Source organism: Halalkalibacter urbisdiaboli, from assembly GCF_002156385.1.
Lineage (GTDB): Bacteria > Bacillota > Bacilli > Bacillales > Bacillaceae_D > Halalkalibacter_A > Halalkalibacter_A urbisdiaboli.
In genome coordinates this window covers 997199-1015608 of sequence record NZ_MVJM01000002.1, presented here as the reverse complement: position 1 = coordinate 1015608, position 18410 = coordinate 997199, and the positions used below count along the sequence as shown (strand labels likewise).

Genomic DNA, 18410 nt, shown 5'->3' with positions numbered 1-18410 from the left:
ACAGAAAGGTCACGAACTAGTACAACGATACATTCGTCGATTTAGAAGGATTTACAAAAGGAAATGTGTTCATTAACGGCTTTAACCTAGGGAGATACTGGAACACAGCCGGTCCTCAAAAGCGACTGTACCTGCCGGGTCCGCTTTTAAAGGAAGCGGGGAACGTGATTACAGTGCTCGAGCTCGAGGAGACGAAGACGAATGAGATTCGATTGGTGGAAGAGCCGAAGTGGTGTCCTTAGGTGTGCCTGTCATCACCATCATACTCACAATAGTTAAGTGAGATTTTTAATATTTGGCCAAGTGTAACTTCACTCTGGCCTTTTTGCCTTTTAGCAAGAACATCTAGTTCGTAGATTAGCGCGTTAAGTGAAAGCAAGCTGGCTACTATACGTTAGTTTTGATATGAGTTCGTCTCTAACCTTTCGTCGTACTTCGCACCATCAGCTTCGTCTCCAAGTACACTTTTTTTGCGATTTTCCGTTCGTTTGTGAGTCGTTCGAGGATTAAATCGACGGCAGTTTCTCCCATTAGCTCAGTTTCGATTCTTACGGTGCTGAGGGAGGGGAATAAGTATTTTGATATACTAATATCGTTAATGCCGATGATGCTGACTCGTTCGGGGACGGCGATGTTTTCTTCCTGTAAAGCGCGTAAGGCACCGATTGCCATCGGGTCATTGCCGACGAAGAAGGCGGTTGGAAGGTCGTCTTTTAGTTCAGAAATTGCCTTTTTCATGAGCTGATAGCCGGAATTGACGTTAAATCTTTGGACGAAGATGAAGTTCTCGTTTAATAATCCTCGCTCTGCCATGTATCTTCTAAAATGCGTTTCGCGTTTTTCTTGGCTTGCTGGTTGATCGTTTAAAAAGGTTTGGACTCCGCCGAGAAATCCGATCTTCTCATGACCCGTTTCAATGAGATAGTCTAAGATCTGGCTTGTCACTCGTTCAAAGTCGATTAAGACTGCATCGCAATCATCGGCTACATAGTAGGAGTCGATAATGACGATGTTCGGTGTAATGTTTCTCAGAAGGTTGATTTGTTCTTCGAAAGTATCTCCTACGACAATGATTCCATCAATGTCTTTTGGAATCCGATCATACTCTCCTTTTAAAAATTTGAGTAGCTGAATGTTATGATTGGCTGCTTGTTCTTCAATGCCTACCCGAATCGCCATGTAATACACATCATCGAGCTCTTCGTCCTCTGTTTTGATATGGATGAACGCGATTCTTCGGTAAACCGGTGTTTTTTTTCGTCTTTTTTGGTAGGAAAGTTCTTCTGCGACTTTAAATATTTGTTTTTTCGTTTCATCGGCAACCGATAGGCTTGAATCATAGTTTAATACTCTTGATACGGTAGTTGTTGATACGCCTACTTTATCTGCAATGTCTTTTATCGTGGCCACGCTTTTCACACTCCGTTTGCTTCGACATGTCGCTCCATGTATAAATCCAATATTTGTTTAGTTAATTTACTTAAAAATATACGAACTTTTTTTATTAGTCAATAGTTAGTAATGTTTACTGTACTTTACTATACTTTACTATCGTTATAGAGGTAAAAAGGACGTTAAACTAGTACATCTTTACAGTATTTATGTGCATATAAAAGGGTTTTGTCGAAATTCACTTAAACTTTACTATGAATAACAGTAAATATTTACTTGACTCTAGTTGGCTGTTGTTTTACTATAATCCCTATAAAGCGCTTTCATTACAAGGTGTTCCAAATCTGATGTGAAATTAGGTTGTACTTTTGGGTTCATTGCTTTCAATGACACTCAAAATTTACATTTACTAACTTAATAGGGAGGGACGGAAGGCTTTGGGGACTGGTCCCTCTTATCGCAGGAGGAGGCGATGATTCTGCTTTGGACCGAGTCCTTATCGGAATAAGAAACGGTGTGAACCTGGCTCATGAAGAGTATTAGAGCAAGATATGACCAGCGCATTGTCGAAATGGCCGTGTATGGATATGCGTTAGCGCCTGCGCCTGAGGTATTTTATGAACGACTATCAGAACAGGAAAAAGGTAATCTTGTTGACTGGTTATAACAAATCAATGACTGTAAAGCTGCAATTTCAGTTTGAAAGGAGAGGGAGAGATGTCTAGCTGGGTAGAAGAGGCATGGGGAGACATTGCGAAAAAGCTACAGTGAACGAGTCAAGCAATCGGGGCGAGCTTTCCTCATCTAAGCAAGGAGGGTACGTATGAGTTGGCTCCGCCGCATTGGTGGACAGCAGGGTTTTGGCCGGGGCAGCTGTGGCTGTTGTATCAGGATACAAAGGATGAAGCGATTCGGAACATTGCTGAAGAATGTGAGCGCCACTTGGATCAGGTGATAACCGATTTTATTCACTTGGATCATGATATCGGATTTATGTGGACGCTTACGAGTGTGGCTCGCTACAAACTGCTAGGCAAGGAAGACTCACGGCGCCGAGCGTTATTAGCGGCGAATCTATTAATGGGCCGTTTTAATGTGAATGGCAACTATATTCGTGCTTGGAATCCGTGGTTTGAAGGAGATGAAAACACAGGTTATGCGATTATCGATTGTGCGATGAATCTATCACTATTGTTTTGGGCATCTGAACAGACTGGTGACCCGCGTTATAAAGCGGTGGCGATGCGGCATGCCGATGTGATTTTAGCGCATTTTATTGAAGAAGATGGCTCGGTTCATCATATTGTTCATTTTGACCCGGAAACGGGCGAGCGCCGAGCGTTTCTTGGCGGTCAAGGCTATGCCGCAGATTCAGCGTGGTCTCGGGGAACGGCTTGGGCTTTATATGGGTTAACGCTTTGCTTTGACTATACGAAAGAAGCACGTTACTTGCAGGCAGCGAAGAAAGTCGCTCATTTTTTCATCGCCCACTTACCTGACGATTTTGTTCCGCATTGGGATTTTCGCATTCCGGATGATGTGACGCCTTATCGTGATTCTTCGGCGGGAGCAATTGCTGGATCAGGCCTAATGTTGCTGGCGGAAAAAGTGTCACAAACAGAGTCGGGCATTTATGCGAAAGCCGGTAATGCGATTTTGAAATCACTTTATGAAAATTATGGAGCGTGGGATAACGAAAAAGAGGATGGATTGATTTTAGCGGGAACGAGTCACTATCCGGAGCAAAAGGGCATAGATGTTCCTCTTATTTATGGAGATTATTTTTTTGTAGAAGGAATTGCTAGGTTGAGAGGGAAGTCAGAATTTTTTTGGTGAACAGCGAAAATCGGGAGGGAACTATGCTAAAAGTAGAGAACGGGGAATTTATATTAAACGACCAACCATTTCAAATTTTATCAGGGGCGATTCATTATTTTCGCACCGTACCAGAATATTGGGAAGACCGCCTACAGAAGTTAAAGGCGCTAGGGTTGAATACGGTTGAAACGTATGTCGCTTGGAATGTTCACGAGCCGAAGAAGGGGCAATTCCATTTTTCAGGCTTAGCTGATATTGAAGCGTTTATTGAAACGGCACACAAACTAGGGCTGTATGTGATCGTCCGTCCTTCGCCGTATATTTGTGCGGAGTGGGAAATGGGTGGGCTGCCGGCATGGCTGTTAGCCGAGAAGGAGATCGCTTTGCGCTGCAGTCATCCTACATTTTTAAAGTATGTTGAGGACTATTATGATGTGCTGCTGCCTAAGCTTAAACGCTTTTTATTAAAGAATGGCGGACCGATTATTGCGTTGCAAATTGAAAATGAATACGGAGCTTACGGAAATGACCAGGCTTATTTGCGTTTTTTCCAAGAGCAATATGCGAAACACCAGCTTGAGACATTTTTGTTTACATCCGATGGTCCTATCTTTATCGAACAAGGCTCGTTGCCAGATGTGGTCACAACATTGAACTTTGGTTCGCGAGTGGAGGAAGCATTTGTAGCGTTGGAAAACTATAAGCCGGGTTCGCCAAAAATGGTCGCTGAATTTTGGATTGGTTGGTTTGACCATTGGGAAGGGAAGCATACCGTTCGTGACCCAAGGGAGGCGGCAAAGGTATTTGAGAATATATTGGAATTGAAAAGCTCGGTTAATTTTTATATGTTTCATGGTGGAACGAATTTTGGATTTATGAACGGAGCCAATCACTATGAGAAGTACGAACCGACGATTACGAGCTATGATTATGACAGTCTCTTAACCGAGCATGGCGAAATGACCGAAAAATATCGAGAAGTAAAAAAGGTGCTGAGTCGGTTTGTCGATGTGCCGGAGGACGTCGAAGAGACGGTTAAAACGAGAAACTACGGGTCGGTGTCGCTTGATAAGTCCGTGAGTTTATTTGATGTGTTGGGCGAAATCAGTACAGCTCATGAACACATTACCCCGTTAAGCATGGAGGACGTCGGGCAATCGTACGGGTATATATTGTATCGTACGGAGGTTAACCGAAAAGGAACGCTGAAACTCGATACATCTCCGGTTCATGACCGTGCCTTTGTCTATGTGAATGGCGTTCGAGTAAAGACGATTTATATTAATGATGAGGAGAAGAGTGTAACGGTCGATTTTCCGGAGGATAGAAATACGTTGGAGATTTTAGTGGAGAATATGGGACGAGCGAATTATGGAAAGCATTTAGCTGATAAAAAAGGGGTAACCGAAAATCTTTGGATCGAGGGACAATACTTTTTTAATTGGGAAATGCATTTGATTGAATTGGAGCAGCTTCCTGAAGATTTCTCTCATTCCGCGGATGAACGCTACCCGAAATTTTTCCAAGGTGAGTTCGATGCCCCTAAGCAGCACGATACATTCGTCGATTTAGAAGGATTTACAAAAGGAAATGTGTTCATTAACGGCTTTAACCTAGGGAGATACTGGAACACAGCCGGTCCTCAAAAGCGACTGTACCTGCCAGGTCCGCTTTTAAAGGAAGCGGGGAACGTGATTACAGTGCTCGAGCTCGAGGAGACGAAGACAAATGAGATTCGATTGGTGGAAGATCCGAAGTGGTGTTCCTAGATGTGCCTGTCATCACCATCATACTCACAATCGTTAAGTGAGATTTTTAATATTTGGCCGAGTGTAACTTCACTCTGGCCTTTTTGCCTTTTAGCAAGAACGTCTATTTCGTAGATTAGCGCGTTAAACACCGATGACAAATCCAATGAAACACAGAAAGGCAAAAATCGTTATAAAGGCTCATTTTAACGGAACAGGTCTGGAAAAAAGTACGCCGATCTTTTCTATGAAAGGATACTCTTCTACCATTTTTGCTAATCATAGAGCTTTTAAGTCAAAAAACCCTAGCATTCTTAAAAACTAGTTGCGATTATGACGTCCTTGTGTAGAATTATGTATATAGGAGATAGGCCTAAGGTTCCGAGACCTTTAGTATATAAAACGTTCATATCAAGAGGGACAGGCCACCTAAAAAGGAATGAGGTATCGTGATGGAAAAAGAAACGATTATCTTTTTGCATGGGATTGTCGGAAATAAGAATGTGTTTAAGCATGAAGTAGAAACGTTAAACGCTCATTATCATTGCATATCTTATGACTTTTATGATCCGGACGATTTAGGGGCTGTTGGTCTGCTATCTTTAGATTTATTGCTCGATCAGCTTTATGCGAAGTTTGTGAAAGCTGGAGTGGAAAAGGCGCATTTATGTGCATTGAGTTTTGGTTGTGTCGTTGCGCAGGCCTTTGCTAAGAAATATCCTAGTATGGTATTAAGTATGACGTTTGTAGGGGGATATTGTTGTAATGTTCCGTCTACATTTTCTACGAACCTTACTCAAGTGCTGCAAGAAAAAGACGATTATCCGTATGAAGCATGGTTACGACGATGTGCGACCGTTCTTAATCCGAATAAAGAATTCATACCTGAAGATTCAGAGGAGATATTCTTTCATTCGGCTCTTTTAGTGCATCCGAATGTTTTTGAAAAAGCGATGCGAATACAGCTTGAGTTTGACTCTAAAGCAGCGTTAGTAGGTATGAATACACCTATATTATGGGTAATGGGAGAATATGATGAATTGTACAAAAGCACACTGCTCGATTTGAAACGGTATGTCCCACATGTCGAGTATAAAGAATTGAAACATGCTGGACATGTCGCACATATTCATCAACATGAACAGTTCATGTCGATCTTCCAACGTTTTCTTAACAAAAATAAAATATTTAGAAAACGTAACGGTTTGAAAGTTTATTCATAATAAAAGGGTACTGTTTGTATTTACCAAATAGGAAAACTCTTTACGATGGACATAGCGAACTACGTGTATTTGTTCATTACAGAGGGTTTTTTTGCGTTATTTATTTAAAAATTGGAATTTTTTTGTGTGAGAATGACTATCGATGCTAGAGCTAGAAACGACGTAGATTGTGCTATAATATGATTGTTCATATAACTTCATTCTTTCTTTAATTTTGGTAGAATGACAAGAGCAACAGGGGGAAATGATAAAGTAGTTTGTCTTATGTATTCGGAGGTGTCATCTGTGTCAATAAAGAAGAAACTCCCCTTAATTTTTACGTCATTGGTTTTATGTATTTTAATAGCCAATAGTACATTGCACTACGTACGCTCTAAGCAGCAAATGATAGAATACAATGAAAGAGAAATAGAATTGATTACTCAGGAAGTATCTGCTCAAGTTGAAAATTCTAAAAATAGTGCACAATATGTAGAAGATATTTTGGCGCGAGAGCTAAGAACAGCTGCGATTGCGATCAGAAATGCGTTGCCTTCAAACCATGAAGATGTGACAAATGAACAACTAGAACAGTTGGCTGACGAACTTATGATTTCTCATATTACATTATTAGCAAAAACGGATGATGATATTATCGGTGTGAAATCGTCTGATTCGCATGAGATTAATATGTCCACAAAAGATTGGCTATTTTGGTATGATGCGTTTCAACAGCTATTCGCTTTAAAGCCAGTTACAGTTAAAGAGGGGTTGGCATTGCCAAACTATTGGTCAGGTCCAATCGAGGTTGCGGCAAGTAATCCTAACCATACCGATAAATGGGGATATTATTACGATGGATCTACGAATTATATCATCGATCCATATTTAAGAGATAATAAAGTATTGGAGTATGAGAAACGGTTTGGCCCAGGTAATATTATGGAACGTTTAAGAACGAAACTTGATGGTGTTCTTGAGTTGACCGTCTTCAATCCAGAAAACTTTGGAAAAGAGACGGAAGCGCTTGATAACAACGGAAATAGTTTTATTCGGCTAGCAGACGAACCGATTATGTATGGTACCTATGACTATCAAAACCAATCAAGAGATGTCGAAATGGTTCAAACGGTTTTACAAACAGGTGAAGTACAGAGCTATACGGAAGAACTAAATAGCAAAACGGTTAAAAAAACATTTGTTCCTATCGATGCAGATGCGGAGGAGCCTTATGTCATAGCTTTATCCTACGATTACGGCTTATTTAAAAAAGAACTTGAACGGGAACTCCTGCGGCACATCCTGTTAACGGCGCCGTTTGTACTGGTTGTTTTACTCACAAGCTTTGTTTTCTCACGTTCGATTACAAGGCCGATTGGTTATATCGTTGAAAAGGTAAATGAGATTGCTCAAGGGAATTTTGGTGGGAATATTGCGTTAAAACGTAAAGATGAACTAGGTCATCTTGCGGAAAATGTAAATGATTTATCACGCTCGTTACAGAGCTATGTTACTGATTTGAAACAGAGCCAAGAAGTGATTGAATTTCAAGCCTATCACGATCCGCTAACAGGGTTATTCAATAGAAGGTACTTTCAGGAAGAGTTGAATAAAAGAATTGCCAGCGCACAAATAACGGGAGAGATGGTCGCTATCTTATTTATTGATATCGATCGCTTTAAAGATATTAATGATACCTTCGGACATGCGAAAGGGGATCGCTTAATTAAATTAATTTCTGAGCGGATCAAGGACTGTCTGCCCATTGAAAATAGTATTGTGACGAGACAGAGTGGGGATGAATTTGTTATTTTACTGAGCGGGCTTAAGGAAGCCGAGATTAAAAGACTAGCGGAGTCTATGATCGCCATGATCTTCCAACCTTATTTACTAGACGAACATGAAATCAATGTCAGTGCTAGTTGTGGGGTAAGCTTATACCCTAACCATACAGAGAATATTGAGGCGCTTATGATATGTGCTGATGGAGCGATGTATGCAGCGAAAAGGCAAGGCGGCAATAAAGTCACCATCTATAATGAGGAAATAACGAAAGAGAAAAATGAAAAGCTTCGTTTGGAAACACGGTTGAGAAAAGCGATTAAAAATGATGAGATTGAAGTCTATTACCAGCCCAAGGTAGATGGCCGTACGGATGCCCTTACAGGGGTAGAAGCTTTGCTGAGATGGAATGATGAGGAGCTTGGGTTTGTATCACCTGAGAAATTTATTTCGATTGCAGAGGAAACGGGGCTAATCTATCCATTATGGGAAAAGACGATGAGACAAGCTTGTTCGCAAATAAAGAAATGGAATGAGAACCGAGTCGAACCGTTAAATCTTGCTGTGAACTTTTCAGCTAAACAATTTCAGGATCCTGCCTCCTTGGTCAAACAGGTGAAAGACATTCTTTCTGACTGTCAGTTAGTACCGGAGCTTTTTGAAATTGAGATTACAGAAAGTACGTTACTTTACAACACGAAAGAAACGATAAAAGCGTTAAAAGATTTGCAAGAATTCGGGATTTCTATTTCAATTGACGATTTTGGAACGGGGTATTCTTCATTAAGCTACTTAAAAACGTTGCCGATTAATTGTCTTAAAATCGATCGCTCCTTTATTCAAGACATTAGAGATGACTATAGTAATTCTGAAATTCCCGAAGCGATCATCAATCTCTCACGTAGCCTTCGCTTACAAGTTATAGCTGAAGGGGTAGAGGAAGAATACCAAAAAGAGTTTTTAATACAGAATGAATGCTATTTTATGCAAGGCTTTCTGTTTAGTAAGCCGCTTTGTAAGCAGGAGTTTGAACAATTCCTCTAATAATCAGTAATACTTAAGATATTTAGGTTGAAACGGATCACAAGGAGCGAACATTTCTTATACAATAGTGGTGTAAAAGAAAATTTTTAAAAAGGACGTACAAATATGCTTACTCAAATCAAGTTAGACGATATCATTGCACTTTCAATGAAAGCGGGAGAACGTATTTTAGACGTGTATAACTCACCTGACTTCGGCGTAGAGAGTAAAAAGGACGATTCCCCATTAACGTTAGCGGATAAACGCTCTCATGAAGCGATCACAACCGAGTTAGAACGTCTTTATCCAGAAATCCCGATCTTAAGCGAGGAAGGAAATCATCTAAGCTATGATGAGCGAAAGGATTGGGAGTACCTTTGGGTTGTTGACCCGTTAGATGGGACGAAGGAATTTATTAAGCGTAATGATGAATTTACCGTTAATATTGCGTTAGTTCATAACGGGCGCCCGGTGTTAGGTGTCATTTATACACCGGTTTTAGACACGCTATTCGCGGCTAAAGAAGGTCTTGGTGCTTATAAGCTTGAGAAAGCGAAAGCGCGTTTTAACGACGAGTGGAGTCGTACTGCGTCTAAGCTGCCATTAGCTGTTGAGAAGGAAAAAACAACGGTGATTGCAAGCCGCTCGCATATGTCTCCTGAAACGGAAGCTTATATTAATGAGTTAAAAGAGAAGGTTGGCGAAGTTGATATAATTTCAGCAGGAAGCTCATTAAAGCTATGCATGGTTGCAGAAGGTCATGCAGATGTATATCCACGTTTTGCTCCGACGATGGAATGGGATACAGCTGCTGGGCAAGCGATTGTTGAACAGGCTGGTGCGCAAGTCGTGACGACTGATTCGGGAACTCCACTATTCTATAATAAGGAAAATTTGTTGAATCCTTGGTTTATCGTCAAGCGTTAATTGTATAATCGTCTCCCTCGTCCAAATTTGGCGGGGGTTTTTTGTTTGAGATTACACGAGCTCAATCATCACCACGAACCAATTGCATGAAAATGAACTGCTATGCTGAAGATAGGTGATCCAGTTTAGTGTTTTATTAAACAGATGGCCGTTTTTATCGAATTGGCTTATGAGTTTCCATGTTGTTTTATAGAACGGATTCATCATGTTCACACCCTTTTTTCTTAGTGTGCTTCCATGATTGGAAAATATCCGTTATTTCTAAAAAAAATTCCATTGGAGAGCAACGAAAAAAACCGCTGCTCTCCAACTCGCTTACCAGCCTATTGTCATTAAGCTATTATGCTCTGCAACAAGTGGTAGGTGAATGAGCTTTTGCGAGTAACGGACGATACAGTAAGAGGTGCGCTGCATTTGCTTTTCGATAGTGGAGTAAGAGACGTTTAGTGTGAGGTCGAGGTTGCTTTTGAAGATAATGATGGTTTGATTGGGGAATTTCGGGTCGGGCTTGAAGGTTTTAATGTGATAGTAGAATAACCAGATGCATTCGAATTGCTTCGGTGAGTGTGTCGGAAGGGCATAGATGTGCTCGCCGGGACTGATGGGGAGTGGGACTTTGTTTCTTGCGCCAATTAAATAGCTTACAGCTTCACGTCTCCCCTCGTAGGATGCGCCTCCTTCTAAGCAAGCGGCTTCGATTAGCTGAAGGGGCGTTTTGTTCACGTAGAGGACTTGGTTTCGTTCGACGACAATTGTCTCATAGCCGATATCGGTGGCTGGTTGTAGGGCCATCGTGTCTTTGTTGATTTCGTAATCGGTAAGAATAATCTTTTTCATAGGATACGCCTCTCTTTTTTAGTTTTAGTTTTAGTTGCAAGATGGGACAGTAGTGTCGATGTATCACCTCCTTTTAAGGAAAATGAGGAGGAAGGAAAGGGGGGCAATGAAAAGCCCCTTGAAAGTCACGCTAGGAGAGGGCATTGAAAAAGGGAAACCGACCCTTTTTCAGTGCCCGCGGCGTTCCCTAATCCTTCTCCTTGTTCATGTGTAGATTTGGGTAGATGTCTTCGGAGGCTTCTAAAAGAAGTTCGTGGGGCTTTTTTAAATGGAGTCCTTTCGCAATTCGAAAGAGGGTATAGATGGTGATGTTTTTTTCTCCGCGTTCAACCTGACCAATGTAATTAACGCTTAAGTCGGCATCTTCGGCCAGCTTTTCAAGCGTTAACCCATTCTGAAGTCGTCGCGCTTTTATGTTTTTCCCAACACTTTGATTGAGTTGTCCAAGTATGCTCAAAGGGCTTGCTCCTTTTTACCTAAATTGTCCAAGTGGTAAAACGGAGAAAGAACAAACTATAGTGTTGGAAAAGGGGATATTTGGATATTTACGGGTTTTTATTATAGCCAGCTAGGTAAAGGCTGTTTTTGGGCGGTGACTTTTCGTTTGACGACTGCAAACATTGCGGCTAATGTCCCGTAAAAGTATTGAATAAAGCTTGTTTTAATGCGGCTTTGCTTGTAGCGGTAAATCGAATGTTTAAAGGCTTTAGTGATTGTTGGTAAGAGGGTATCGATCGTGCATTCAAACTTCATCGCGCGGTAGGCAATCATGACACGACTCCAAAGAGTACAGATTTCGCTAGCTGTATTAAAAAAAGGTTTTGACGTTTGAACAAACGATTGAGGGACGTATGCAGGAACGAAGGAATAATCTAGTTCGGTTGTGTTTGGACGTAGATCTTTTTTGAAATGAGTAGTTTTAAGAAGACTAGTTTCAGGTGAGTTTGAGTGGGGTTCAGGAGTTGGTGTGTCTCGCTTTTTCGCGGCTGTGCGGTCTGTCAATTGTTGGCTTGTAACTCTGTCAGATGCGGGATGATGATCGAATCGGTTGAAGACGTAGACACTGTGCGAAAGACCGCCTTTTTCACGAATGGTGTTGTGGATTGTGAGGATGCCGAATGATTTTGCTTTGCGGAGCATGCGTTCAAAGGTAGAGCGAGAGACGCCGCCTTTTTCTGATTGCGAGGCTTGGACGAGCTTACAAATACGGGCGTTGCATACCCCGTAGTATTTGGCGCTAAAGCGTGTAAGCAGAAGTAAAGCAAGGAGTTCACCTTTTGTGAAGTGATGTCCGTGCAGCTCAAGTGCTCGTTTCATTGATTGGTTGAAGTCCTTCACGCTTGTGAATTGGCTTAGGTGGGCAAATTGTTCGATTTTTCCTGATTTCATTTTCTATTCCTCCCTTTTTTTCGATCCTTCATCGTGTATATATACTTGAGAGAGGGAAAAGGGGGAGTAGGGAGGTGAGGAATTTACTATTAACTTGAATCTTCTTCGTATAAAACTACTTCTGAAGCTTGTTCATTTCTTTTTTTTCGAATGTAATCAGTGCATCTATTTCTTCCTTCGTTAAACGTTCTGCAAGTTGGGAATGAATAGCTTGTTTTTCTTCTTCGTTCACACCATCTTGAGCTTTTTCGTAAAAAGATAAAAGCTCCTGAAATGTAAAGTGCTCAAGTGCAAATTCGAGCGCCTCTTCACGTGTTGAGAAGGTGATGCCGTCAACGTCTAGTCTCTCTTCGTTCTGGTTTTGACTCACTTTGGGAATAGAGCGGGTTTGATGTTCATTTACGCGATGAAAAGGGTTTGTGATTTCCCTTTGCACCGTGTTTGTCTGACTACTAATGATACTAACGGTTATGATCGGAATTAACACCATTAGTAATAGAGCAATCTTCATAATCATTCCTCCTGCTTTCAAACTAGTAGTAAGCCTCGCCACTTCCCTCCCAATGAATACATATCACAGCTCTTCTTCCATCTATCTTCCTTTTCCTGTATGATTAGAGGTTGAATAGATGTGTAGGAGCCCAATCAACTATGAGAAATAGAATAATGATGTTAGTCTTTGCTGCTTTCCTCGTTGTCATTGGAAGTGGGCAATGGTATTGGCATAAGCAGCTTGCAGAAACGACAAAAGAGGCAAGGGAATTTCAAAGAAACCATCCAAAGCAGTGGGAATATCATGAAGCAACACCTCGAGAAACGACGTTAATTGAACTAAAGGAAGCGTTCATACCAGCATTTCAGGAGGCTTTAGTGGAATATGAGGAAACGATGGGAGAGCTCCTTCTTGCCGCACGCGAAGAGTATGTAAAACGGGTGTTACCTGGTGATATGACGAGCTATCAGCTAGTTAGTACGTACCAAGCTAAGGCACTTGAGGCTGAGGAGGAGCTGAGAGATTGGTTTTGGGTTGAATATGTAGGCCTGCAAGACAGAATGGAAGAAGCCGGCTACTACCGTGATGAGGCGTTTGAGTTTGAATTAGAGATTGAATTGCGAGTAGAGCAAATGACGCATTTATTTCTTTATGAGTTAATGATGATGGAACAGAGTTTTGGTGGAAGAAAGGCGAATTAGAAAATGTAGGTGATGATTTGGGGAAGAAAATGAAGGTTGTTGTAACTGCTTGTTTATTCATTGCTTGGATAGGGATTATTGTGTTTGCATCGTCTCAGCCTTATAGCCAGCAAGACTTACGGCCTATGCTTACGAGCTGGGATTTGTCTTGGGTTGAGAGGCTCTTTAGTTGGGTCGAATTTACCTATTCTCAGTCGTTGATCAGCATTGAGACAAAGGGGACGGCTGGTTTTATTGAATTTTTTATTCGGAAAGGAGCCCATGTGGTCGTCTATGCAACACTAGGGTTTCTCGCAAGTCGACTTCTTCGTGCTACCTCGATCCGTCTATTCTATCAAGTGCTGCTCGCATTTCTATTTGTCGTTCTATTTGCGATGAGTGATGAGTATCGTCACTCGCTTAATCCAGAACGAACAGGGTTAATTGAGGATGTGATTCTTGATTCAGTCGGCGGCATTATTGGGATCGCTTTTTACCACATTTTGTACCGTATTAAAGTACGGATCTTATCTAGACGAAGCATGAAGCGCTAATGTAAAATATTGTAGAATGATATAAAAGAGGAGAGTGGAGAATGAAGAAAGGCTGGTTGATAGGTGGATGTGTCACGCTCGTGCTTTTACTTGTCATTGGAAGTATTTCTTTTCAGCAGCGTGTGGAGGAGACAAGCCGACAAACATCAGCTGATAAGAACGAGACTTATGATGACTCAGTGGCGACTGATGGGGTAGAACAAGGTGAGGAAAGCGATGCTGTTGAAGAAGATTCGGCAGAACGTATAGAGAATGAAGAACTAGAAAATAGGAACCGCGTATATGCTGCTAGCAGCGAAGACCTAAATGAAACTGAAGAGAATTCAGCCGCAAATGGTTTGAGTAGTAAATCTTCAACTTCTCCTAACACAAATGACGGAGGAGTAAAGGAAAACAACCAACGTTCTTTAGATAGAGACGCAGATTCAAAGCAATCAACGAAAAGTGTTTCACAAATTCGTAATGAATATGCCAATTCATTTCAACAAATGGAGTTTAGGCAAAATGTAAAAATTGATCAATTGATTGATGAAGCGATTCGTGATTTTATCAAAAATGGCAAAGAGAATATTGATGCAAATAAGTACCGTAATAGAGCCAGTCAACTATTAGCTCAATCTGATGCTGAATTTGCCGAACAATATCAAAAACTGCAAAAAGACCTAAGGGACAATGGCCATTCTGGTGATGAGTTAGTTGAATTTAAGAGCACGTATGAGAAACGAAAAGTAGAAAAAAGACAGGAGCTCGAAATAAGCGCATCTGGATTGTAAGGATACGTAGAAAATTTGGTAAATTTGGCGATTTTAATTGTAAATTTATTGCTAATCTTTTAATATTAAAGTATTATGGTAGCGTCGGAATATTACATAATACTAGTAGTTTAGTAGTGTAAACTAATTAAAAGAGGTGGAGAGATTTGGTAAAGTACCCATTTAGCAAGAAATTTGTAAACCTAATGATCGCAACAGCATTAGTTGTTACACCAGTAGCAGCAACTGTTCCTGTTGGGGGAAGTGTGGTTGAGGCGTCAGAGGTGACTGTTGATTCTTTTGTAAACAAGTTAGTCTCTATTTATGATCAAATGGATGTAACGCATAAGAACACAATTAATTCATTAAAAGGTGAATTAGGAGATGTAAACTGGTCTAACGTATTAGGTGACTTAGAAGATACAATTGATGGGAAAACGACAACTGGTAAAGCTAGTGAAATTGCAACAAAGGTTGCAGAAATTGTATATTCAACAGAGAAGACGGCTTTAAACTCGGCTGTTACAACTTTTAGAAGCGATTATAGCGATGAGTTTCATACGATTTTTGAAGGCACTGTAACAGTTGATGATTTCCTTGATTTCTTCCTAGCGTTTGAAGCTCATATGAAGTCAAAGAGCATAACCGAGTTACTAAGTGAATTAAGTAAGGCGAATTTCGACAGCTCTAAATTTATGGAAGATAATATTAATCAAGTAGTAGAAAGCAGTTCTAAATATACTACTCTTGAAAATAATATTAAGACTCATACTGGGTTAACGTTTAATGAGTTATTTGATATGAAGTCACGACTAGATACAGCAGTTGGCTTATCTGAAACTCAAAAATCAGAGCTAAGAGCAGCTTTTATTGAGGCAGTTAGCAAAGCACTTGATAGTGGTAGTGTTGGCGGTGGAATCGCTCCTGATACAGAAGTAGCTGTACCTACTCGTCCTGGTGTATCTGCAGACGCTACTAGCGCAATTAGCGACGGTACTGTTAACGGCGGACAGTTAGGACTAATTATTGCAGATAATGCTAATGCTGACCGTGTTAACTTTAATATTCAAGATAGCTCTTCATTAAAGTTTCCACAGGCAGCTTTGGAAGCTTTAGTAAATGCAGCGAACGATAACCTTATCGTTGATATTGACGTAGCGAAGGGTAGTGTTAGTATTTCTGCTAAAGAATTAACAGCTTCTAAGCTAGGTGAATTGCTTGATCTTGCTGAAGGTGAAGAGTTTGAGGTTGAAGTTTCCGTTGCTTCTGCATCAACTGAAGAAGCTGCAGCAGCAACTAAGCGTATAGAAGCTAGTCCTAAAGGCTTGAAGGTTCGTTCTGACATTGTTGACTTCTCTTTCGTTGTTCACGCTGGTGACAAGTCTGAAGAAGTAAAAGCATTTAATAGCTACGTATTCCGTTCTATCCCTGTCAATAATGTAACGAACGTGAAAAACCTAGTTGTATACAACGTTGATGGTGAGCCTGTTGCTGTTCCAACAAAGGCTGAAGAGAAAGTTGTAACGTTTGGTACTTTTAACTTTAGTAACTATGTGGTTGTTGAGCGCGAGCCGGTTGTGTTCCCTGACTTAGGAAATCACTGGTCTAAGGATGCAATTAACGATCTTTCAATCCGTGACGTAATTGAAGGCTTCCAAGATGGTGAAGTGAAGCCTAGGCGTGTAACAACTCGTGCAGAATTCGCGGCTATGCTAACTCGTAGCTTAAGCTTACCTGAAGCTGGTGCTTATACGAACCAATTCAATGATGTTCAAGGTAGCGAGTGGTATGTGAGTGCTCTTCTTCCTGCTGTTGAAGCTGGATTGATTGTTGGTCGTCAAAATGGAACATTTGCTCCGAATGCACCAATTACTCGTGAAGAAGCAGCAACGATCGTATCTCGTGCTCTTGAGCTATTTGAGCTTCGTGAAGGCGCGCTTGATTCTTCTAAATCATTAAATCAATTCTCTGATAAGTCAGCGATTGCGAACTGGGCAACTGATGCTGTTGAAGAAGCAGTTCAAGCTGGTATCATTGAGGGACGTGCAAACGGATCATTTGATGCAAAGGGCGATACTCAACGTGCTGAAGTTGCGGCGATGATTCAACGCCTCCTTAAGAAGGGTGACCTTCTATAATTTGTAAGGCTTCTGGTGCAAGCTCTATTTGCTAGAGCTTGCCCTTTTTTTTTGGTGAATACCTTATATTTTTAACGTGGTACAATTTGTAAAAAGATTGGAAGATATTACGTTGCGAGAAACACGAACTTACGATGATTCGGTCACAATTTGTCAAAAAAATGTGGTATACTTCCTATGAAACATAGAAATCAGCCATCATGGGGGATCTAAATACATGGAAGAAACAATTAGCTTACGAGAAATAGTTGATACGTTAAAAAAGAGAATCGTCATGATTGTCTTAATAAGTATAGTTGCTGTTGGTGCGAGTGGAGCGGTTAGTTTTTTCCTTCTTACTCCAATCTATCAAGCATCGACACAAATTCTAGTAAGTCAGCAGGCGGCAGGTGCGGCATCTGCCCTACAATCGGTCGGTTTTGATGTCGATTCTAAGTACATTCAAACCTACAATGTTATCTTGAAAAGTCCATATATTTTGGACCAAGTCATTAGCGAGCTAGAGTTGAAGAAGACTCCCAATGAATTAAATAATCAACTTAATGTTACTCAGGAAGGTCAATCTCAAGTCGTAACGATTCGTGTAGAAGATGCTAACCCTGCTCTTGCTACAAATATTGCAAATACGACAGCTGCGGTCTTTCAGCGAGAAATCTCGAATTTGCTACGAGTCGACAATGTTGTAGTGTTATCGCATGCAGAGCTACCGGAAAATCCTAGTCCAATTAAGCCAAACCCGATTCTGAATATGGCCATTGCGTTTGTCGTTGGATTAATGGGTGCTGTTGGTTTAGCATTTTTACTTGAGTATCTTGACCAAACAATTCGAACTGAAGAGGATATTGAGAAGCTTCTTGAGCTTCCAGTTATCGGTAGTATTTCAAAAATGGATGACAGTGATTTAGGTAAAGGACGTGACAGCAATGGCCAAACAAAGTCGGCAAGCTAATATAGGGAATACTCGTAATCTGATTACCCACCATAGTCCAAAGTCACCGATTTCTGAGCAATATCGTACCCTTCGTACGAACCTTCAGTTTTCAGCTGATGCGATAAAAAGTATTGTGTTAACATCGAGTGGTCCTGCGGAAGGGAAATCTACGACGGTTGCCAATCTAGCCGTTGTTCTAGCTCAGCAAGGCTATTCTGTTGTTTTAGTTGATGCTGATATGCGTAAGCCAACTGTTCAATATACGTTTCGTGTAGAAAATCGAGTAGGCTTAACAAATGTCCTTACGGGTCAGGCTAAGCTTGAAGATGCAATTAAGAAGACGTTAGTTCCTGAGCTTGATGTGATTACGAGTGGACCCATTCCACCGAATCCGTCAGAGCTATTAAGCTCTCGAGCGATGGAAGAGTTTGTTGCTGAACTTCTTGGACACTATGATTATGTCCTCTTTGATACGCCACCCGTATTAGCGGTGGCCGATGCACAGATTCTTGCCAATCTCTGTGATGGGTCGGTTCTCGTGGTTAGCAGTGGCAAAACCGATCGCCAAGGTGCTGTAAAGGCAAAGGAGCTGCTCTCACAAGCAAAAGCAAAAATCGTCGGTGCTGTGTTAAATAGCAAAGAAAAAACGAATGACAATTACTACTATTACTATGGAACGACAGAAAAATAGATAGACTGACTTGCCTAGTAGCGTGCGCATGATGCTACTAGGCCTTTTTTATC

The 18410-nt window shown here is 41.1% G+C and carries 17 protein-coding genes and 1 pseudogene; 13 read left to right on the top strand and 5 right to left on the bottom strand.

The genetic code is table 11. From position 1 onward, the window contains the following. Positions 1-65 precede the first annotated feature (65 nt). Positions 66-242 carry a beta galactosidase jelly roll domain-containing protein gene (locus B1R93_RS22730; protein ID WP_133058645.1) on the top strand — a complete coding sequence of 59 codons (177 nt, stop codon included), beginning with the start codon at positions 66-68 and terminating at the stop codon, positions 240-242. Between the two features lie 175 nt (positions 243-417). On the opposite strand, the gene B1R93_RS12690 is transcribed toward B1R93_RS22730, so the two are convergent. Next, the gene (locus tag B1R93_RS12690) at positions 418-1419 is read right to left on the bottom strand and encodes a LacI family DNA-binding transcriptional regulator (protein ID WP_342587524.1); all 1002 of its coding nucleotides are present in this window, start codon (positions 1417-1419) and stop codon (positions 418-420) included. A 502-nt stretch (positions 1420-1921) separates the two neighbouring features. On the opposite strand from B1R93_RS12690, the gene B1R93_RS22725 reads away from it, so the two are divergent. The 6 genes and pseudogenes from B1R93_RS22725 (at position 1922) to cysQ (ending at position 9892) form a co-directional block, all read left to right on the top strand. Beyond that, positions 1922-2059 (top strand): DUF2264 domain-containing protein, encoded by a 138-nt coding sequence (locus B1R93_RS22725; protein ID WP_133058644.1) that lies wholly within the window; start codon positions 1922-1924, stop codon positions 2057-2059. A 50-nt stretch (positions 2060-2109) separates the two neighbouring features. Continuing rightward, a pseudogene (locus B1R93_RS12685) lies at positions 2110-3228 on the top strand (glycoside hydrolase family 88 protein). Between the two features lie 23 nt (positions 3229-3251). After that, complete coding sequence (locus tag B1R93_RS12680) at positions 3252-4979, top strand: glycoside hydrolase family 35 protein (protein WP_088104315.1); 1728 nt, start codon at positions 3252-3254, stop codon at positions 4977-4979. Between the two features lie 431 nt (positions 4980-5410). Next, positions 5411-6181, top strand: coding sequence for an alpha/beta fold hydrolase (locus B1R93_RS12675; protein ID WP_245308278.1), 771 nt, complete (start codon positions 5411-5413; stop codon positions 6179-6181). 285 nt (positions 6182-6466) lie between these two features. Further along, positions 6467-8986: an EAL domain-containing protein gene (locus B1R93_RS12670; RefSeq protein WP_088104313.1), complete on the top strand. Its 2520-nt coding sequence runs from the start codon at positions 6467-6469 to the stop codon at positions 8984-8986. Positions 8987-9091: 105 nt separating this feature from the next. Next, complete coding sequence (gene cysQ, locus B1R93_RS12665; RefSeq protein WP_088104312.1) at positions 9092-9892, top strand: 3'(2'),5'-bisphosphate nucleotidase CysQ; 801 nt, start codon at positions 9092-9094, stop codon at positions 9890-9892. Positions 9893-10207: 315 nt separating this feature from the next. Here the strand turns inward: cysQ and B1R93_RS12660 are convergent, their stop codons facing one another. The 4 genes from B1R93_RS12660 to B1R93_RS12645 all read right to left on the bottom strand — a co-directional run bounded on the left by B1R93_RS12660 (position 10208) and on the right by B1R93_RS12645 (position 12629). Further along, positions 10208-10729: a competence protein ComK gene (locus B1R93_RS12660; protein ID WP_088104311.1), complete on the bottom strand. Its 522-nt coding sequence runs from the start codon at positions 10727-10729 to the stop codon at positions 10208-10210. A gap of 187 nt (positions 10730-10916) precedes the next feature. Beyond that, positions 10917-11186: a helix-turn-helix domain-containing protein gene (locus B1R93_RS12655; protein ID WP_088104310.1), complete on the bottom strand. Its 270-nt coding sequence runs from the start codon at positions 11184-11186 to the stop codon at positions 10917-10919. Between the two features lie 101 nt (positions 11187-11287). Then, complete coding sequence (locus B1R93_RS12650; protein ID WP_088104309.1) at positions 11288-12118, bottom strand: hypothetical protein; 831 nt, start codon at positions 12116-12118, stop codon at positions 11288-11290. Between the two features lie 115 nt (positions 12119-12233). Continuing rightward, a complete protein-coding gene (locus B1R93_RS12645) occupies positions 12234-12629 on the bottom strand; it encodes a hypothetical protein (protein WP_088104308.1) in 396 nt (131 codons plus the stop codon). 140 nt (positions 12630-12769) lie between these two features. Between B1R93_RS12645 and B1R93_RS12640 the strand changes: the two genes are divergently transcribed. The 6 genes from B1R93_RS12640 to B1R93_RS12615 all read left to right on the top strand — a co-directional run bounded on the left by B1R93_RS12640 (position 12770) and on the right by B1R93_RS12615 (position 18357). Continuing rightward, entirely contained in the window at positions 12770-13312 is a 543-nt protein-coding gene (locus B1R93_RS12640) for a hypothetical protein (protein WP_088104307.1), read from the top strand. 29 nt (positions 13313-13341) lie between these two features. Next, entirely contained in the window at positions 13342-13845 is a 504-nt protein-coding gene (locus tag B1R93_RS12635) for a VanZ family protein (RefSeq protein ID WP_088104306.1), read from the top strand. A gap of 41 nt (positions 13846-13886) precedes the next feature. After that, a complete protein-coding gene (locus B1R93_RS12630) occupies positions 13887-14618 on the top strand; it encodes a hypothetical protein (protein WP_088104305.1) in 732 nt (243 codons plus the stop codon). Positions 14619-14764: 146 nt separating this feature from the next. Further along, a complete protein-coding gene (locus tag B1R93_RS12625; RefSeq protein ID WP_088104304.1) occupies positions 14765-16735 on the top strand; it encodes an S-layer homology domain-containing protein in 1971 nt (656 codons plus the stop codon). Between the two features lie 217 nt (positions 16736-16952). After that, positions 16953-17684, top strand: a complete 732-nt coding sequence (locus B1R93_RS12620; protein ID WP_088104303.1) for a YveK family protein — start codon at positions 16953-16955, stop codon at positions 17682-17684. Next, positions 17659-18357, top strand: a complete 699-nt coding sequence (locus tag B1R93_RS12615) for a CpsD/CapB family tyrosine-protein kinase (protein ID WP_088104302.1) — start codon at positions 17659-17661, stop codon at positions 18355-18357. The genes B1R93_RS12620 and B1R93_RS12615 overlap by 26 nt, the downstream gene beginning before the upstream one ends. Positions 18358-18410 lie beyond the last annotated feature (53 nt).